We start from the raw sequence: 4,108 nt of genomic DNA on the forward strand, positions 1-4,108 counted from the left end.
ACACCTCAGCCGGCCACCACCGCGGCGATGCCCGCACTGTGAGGCCGCCCTCGACCAGCCACCTTGAAAGCGATCTGCCAAAGTAGTGCTAGGGTGTGAACTGCGATTCGACCAGCACCAAGCGGCCCGGACCCGGCGTGGAAGAAAGGATCCGGGCACCAGCCGTCGACGTCTCGGGTCAGGAGCGAGGCGATGAACGATCTCTTTATGGTGTCCAAGAGCACCGCCGGACTCGGATGTCGACGCTTAGGCAATGTCGGATCGAGGCGGCAAATTTCAGTTTCAGGATCTACTAGGCACTTCGAATTTCCCTGTCTTCGATCGACTTATGCTTAAGGACTCTAGTCAGGAAACGTCAATCAAATCTCGTTATGGCCGCGCCGTGTTCGTCCAGAAGGATCTCCATTGCCTCCGTCTTAGAACAGCTGTTCGCGCGCATGCAGGTTTGAATCATCTGTTGGCGTCTGGGCTCGTGCATCATCGCGAACACGTTGCGGAAGGCGCGAAGGACCGTTCTATCGCGTTCGGAAGGGGCGGTGGGCCCCGGTGATGCCGACGGCTGCATAACGGATGCAGCTGGTTTGGGAGGCGCTCCAGAAGCAGGGGTGCCGCCCTCTGAAGAGCTTCGTCCTTTGACAAGACGGAAGAGCAGTAGGAGCGCCGCCACGACGCCGACCACAACGAATGGCTCGATATCGATCATGCCCGCACCTGTGACAGGGGGTCGGTTCCGTAGCCTGATAGTTCGGCGCAGGAAGCTCAAGTGCGGCTTTACAGTTGATGAACGGCTTCCGCCTTCGTCGACAGCGGCGGGGATGGTTTTGGTTTGCTCCCTCCTACGAGGTTCGATCAGTAGGGCCAGCCCCGCTTTCTGGCCTACCTTCGCAGCGGACCAGCCACTCTCGGCCTGACTCGGTCAGGCGGGAACACGAGGGCAGGCCCGGTTGTGTTGTAGGAAGGGACCCATTTAAATAGACCTCTCATACCGGATGGGGGTTCTAATCAATGGAACGAGTATGTTCTGGTAATTGCTTGCTATAATCCCGGGTCTGGCACTCACTTGCAATGTCCACTTAAGAGTCAGTCCGAGAATTCAGGCTGATCGGGCGAGGCGCCTGACGAGGATCATGACGGCTGCGGCGTAGAGGAAGGCTCGTGCGGAGGCGAGTGTCGCTTCCGGATCCTTCCAGAGGCGTCGGTTGCGGCTGATCCAGGCGAAGAACCTCTCAACGACCCACCGACGTAAATGAACAGCAAAGCCAACCTGATCCGGCGGCTTGCGCACGATCTCGACGGCGATGATCGTCGCGCTCGCTGGCTTGTCACCGGTATAGCCGGCGTCGGCGAAGGCCTTGGCGATGAACTGGAAGGTCCGGCGCGACAGGCGTAGCACCGGAACGGCTCCGTCCCGGTCCTGCACGTCGGCAGGTTGCGGATCGAGGACGAGCGCACGCCCGTCCGTGTCGACCAGCGCTTGGCGCTTGCGGCCTTTGACCTTCTTGCCAGCGTCGTAGCTGCGCGGCCCGCCGCTCTCCATCGTTTTGACGGTCTGGCTGTCGAGCACTGCGGCGGACGGCGAGGCTTACCGGTAAAGAACGCGCAAGATCGTGGTCGCGTGACGTCACGCTACGGCGTAGCTGGCACGCAAGACGGCATGGCCAGAACGCGAGCGTCAAAGGCAATGCGCTGCGCTGATCTGCATCGACGCCGGTACAATCAACTGGTACAAACGCTACTGAAAGCCATGCGAATAACCATTGATTTGATTGAGTTTTTCGGCCTTGAGGGCCAGTCCCCCCCTCTCCGCCATCCTTCCCTTAAACTACTGTAAGCGTTGGGCTTTTCAGTTCGCCCCTGGCGACAGCCCACAGCGCATCCCACATTCTAATTCGGCTTGCTTCGGACAGGGTCGGACCTGTCAGGACTGGCTCGTGGCCATGTAGAGTATGCACACCGTATAGGCTGTGTACGGGGTGCACACTGTGTTGATACCCGATGTAGCGGGCACCTCCAGTGTACCGCTCCGGGCACCCACCGCTTCCGTTTTAATTACGCCCCCGTCGGCCACCCCGCAGCGGCATAGGCGGTGACTCATCGGCGGCTGGCGCTAAAAACAACTCACTCAGCGGCACCGCCAGCGCCTCAGCGACCTTGTCAAGCAAATCAACCGTCGGGTTCTCGGCCTGACGCTCCAGGCTTCCGAGATAGGCTCTGTCTACGCCCGCATCCGCTGCCAGCCGCTCCTGCGACAAGCCTTGCGCCACCCGCACCCGGCGCAGGTTCCACGCGACCAGAGCCCGACCCTTCATGGACCGGATCAGCACGTGGGACGGGCTATCTAACCACTGTCTATAGCCACACCTTACGGCTAAGTTCGTCCCACAACCGGGGGGCGAGACGACCGATGCGGGTGCGCATCCACCGCGGCGCGCGCGAAATCGGCGGCTCCTGCATCGAGCTGGCGCACGACGGCGCCCGCCTCCTGCTCGACCTCGGTCTGCCGCTCGACGGCGATCCGGGCGACCAGACATGCTACCCCGACATCGACGGTCTGGCTGGCGGCGGCGACCTGCTCGCCCTCGTACTCAGCCACGGCCACCGCGACCACACCGGGCTGAGCCACCTCGCCGGGCCGAACCTGCCGGTGGCGCTCGGCGCGGCAACGCTGGCCATCCTCAAGGCGGCCGCGACCTTCGTCCCAGACTGCTACGTCCCGACGAACACGGTTCCCCTCGCCGACCGCCAGCCGCTGCGCCTCGGCCCGTTCACCGTCACGCCCTACCTCGTCGACCATTCGGCCTACGACGCCTACGCCCTGCTGATCGAGGCGGGCGGACAACGCCTGTTCTACTCCGGCGACGTGCGCGGCCACGGCCGCAAGGGCGCGCTGTTCGAGCGGCTGCTGCGCGACCCGCCGCGCAACATCGACACCCTGCTCATGGAGGGCTCCAGCCTTGGTCGGCTCGACCCGGACCGGACCTTCCCCAGCGAGGACGAGATCGAGGGGCGGCTCGTAGAGCTGTTAACCAAGACACCCGGCATGGCGCTGGTCGCGGCCTCCGCCCAGAACACCGACCGGGTCGTCTCGCTCTACCGCGCGGCGAAGCGCACCGGGCGCACCCTAATCCTCGACCTCTACGCCGCCGCGGTGCTGGCCGCGACCGGCAACCCGCGCATCCCCCAGTCGAACTGGTCGGGCGTGGCGGTGTTCGTGCCACACCACCAACGGGTCCAGATCAAGCGAACCGGCCGCTTCGACCTGCTGACGGCACACGGGCACACAACCGCGTCTACGCCGAGGATCTCCCGGCGCTCGCCCCGCGCGCCGCACTGCTGTTCCGACACTCGATGCTGCCCGACCTCGACCGGTCCAACTGCCTCACAGGCGCACGGGCGATCTGGTCGCAGTGGGACGGCTACCTGCATCAGCCGCGCGGGCAGGCGCTCGCGGACGACTTGACCACTCGCGCCATCCCGCTCGCGCACGCCCACACCTCGGGCCACGCCAGCATCCCTGACCTTCGACGCCTCGCAGCCGCGCTCGCCCCGCGCCGGCTCGTGCCGATCCATACCTTCGCCCCCGAGCAGTACCCGGCGCTGTTCGGGCCGAGCGTCACCATCGAACAGGACGGGACTTAGTGGGAGTGTGCAGCGTGAGCGAACCGACGTCCGACTTCCGAACCCTGAGCCCCGGCTTCGTCGACGCCCTGGAAGCGCTGGCGGAGCGGCCGGGCTGGTGGCGGGACGTGCTCGCTCACCCCGACTTGATCCTGGCAGTGCGGCGTGAGGCGGTGAACGTCTACCACCGCGGCGCCTCGATCTTCCGCATCACCTACCCGAACGGCACGGTCACAGCGGAGACGCACACCAAGTACCTTTTGCGCCAACGCCAGACCCTGGTCCGGCTCGACACGGGTGGCGCATTCGCCGCCGACCCGACCCAGGCCGTGTGGACGCACTACGACTGATCCGCCCCCATGGGAGTGGTCCGCCCTGAGGTATGGCCTGCGGGTCAGGACGAGGACGGACAGATGGGAACGAAGCGGCACAAGCCGGAGGATGTAGTCGCCAAGCTGCGGCAGGCGGACGTGTTGATCGCGCAGGGCCA

The 4,108-nt window shown here is 64.7% G+C and carries 3 protein-coding genes and 2 pseudogenes; 2 read left to right on the forward strand and 3 right to left on the reverse strand.

From position 1 onward, the window contains the following. Positions 1 to 355 precede the first annotated feature (355 nt). The 3 genes and pseudogenes from HNR00_RS25235 to HNR00_RS25245 all read right to left on the reverse strand — a co-directional run bounded on the left by HNR00_RS25235 (position 356) and on the right by HNR00_RS25245 (position 2,309). Complete coding sequence (locus HNR00_RS25235; RefSeq protein WP_183574303.1) at positions 356 to 703, reverse strand: hypothetical protein; 348 nt, start codon at positions 701 to 703, stop codon at positions 356 to 358. A 390-nt stretch (positions 704 to 1,093) separates the two neighbouring features. Next, positions 1,094 to 1,582 (reverse strand): annotated as a pseudogene (locus tag HNR00_RS25240) (transposase); the annotation flags it as partial. 463 nt (positions 1,583 to 2,045) lie between these two features. Continuing rightward, positions 2,046 to 2,309, reverse strand: a complete 264-nt coding sequence (locus HNR00_RS25245; RefSeq protein ID WP_183574305.1) for a helix-turn-helix transcriptional regulator — start codon at positions 2,307 to 2,309, stop codon at positions 2,046 to 2,048. 95 nt (positions 2,310 to 2,404) lie between these two features. Between HNR00_RS25245 and HNR00_RS25250 the strand changes: the two are divergent. Then, positions 2,405 to 3,639: pseudogene (locus HNR00_RS25250) on the forward strand (MBL fold metallo-hydrolase). 14 nt (positions 3,640 to 3,653) lie between these two features. Next, positions 3,654 to 3,968, forward strand: coding sequence for a hypothetical protein (locus HNR00_RS25255; RefSeq protein ID WP_183574307.1), 315 nt, complete (start codon positions 3,654 to 3,656; stop codon positions 3,966 to 3,968). Positions 3,969 to 4,108: the final 140 nt, after the last annotated feature.

The sequence above is a fragment of the Methylorubrum rhodinum genome (assembly GCF_014199935.1).
In the GTDB taxonomy this organism is placed as follows: Bacteria; Pseudomonadota; Alphaproteobacteria; order Rhizobiales; family Beijerinckiaceae; genus Methylobacterium; species Methylobacterium rhodinum.

Excerpts from the sequence above, each read along its gene's own strand:
- HNR00_RS25235 (WP_183574303.1), bottom strand. The coding sequence starts at position 703 with ATGATCGATATCGAGCCATTCGTTGTGGTCGGCGTCGTGGCGGCGCTC.
- HNR00_RS25245 (WP_183574305.1), bottom strand. The coding sequence starts at position 2,309 with ATGAAGGGTCGGGCTCTGGTCGCGTGGAACCTGCGCCGGGTGCGGGTG.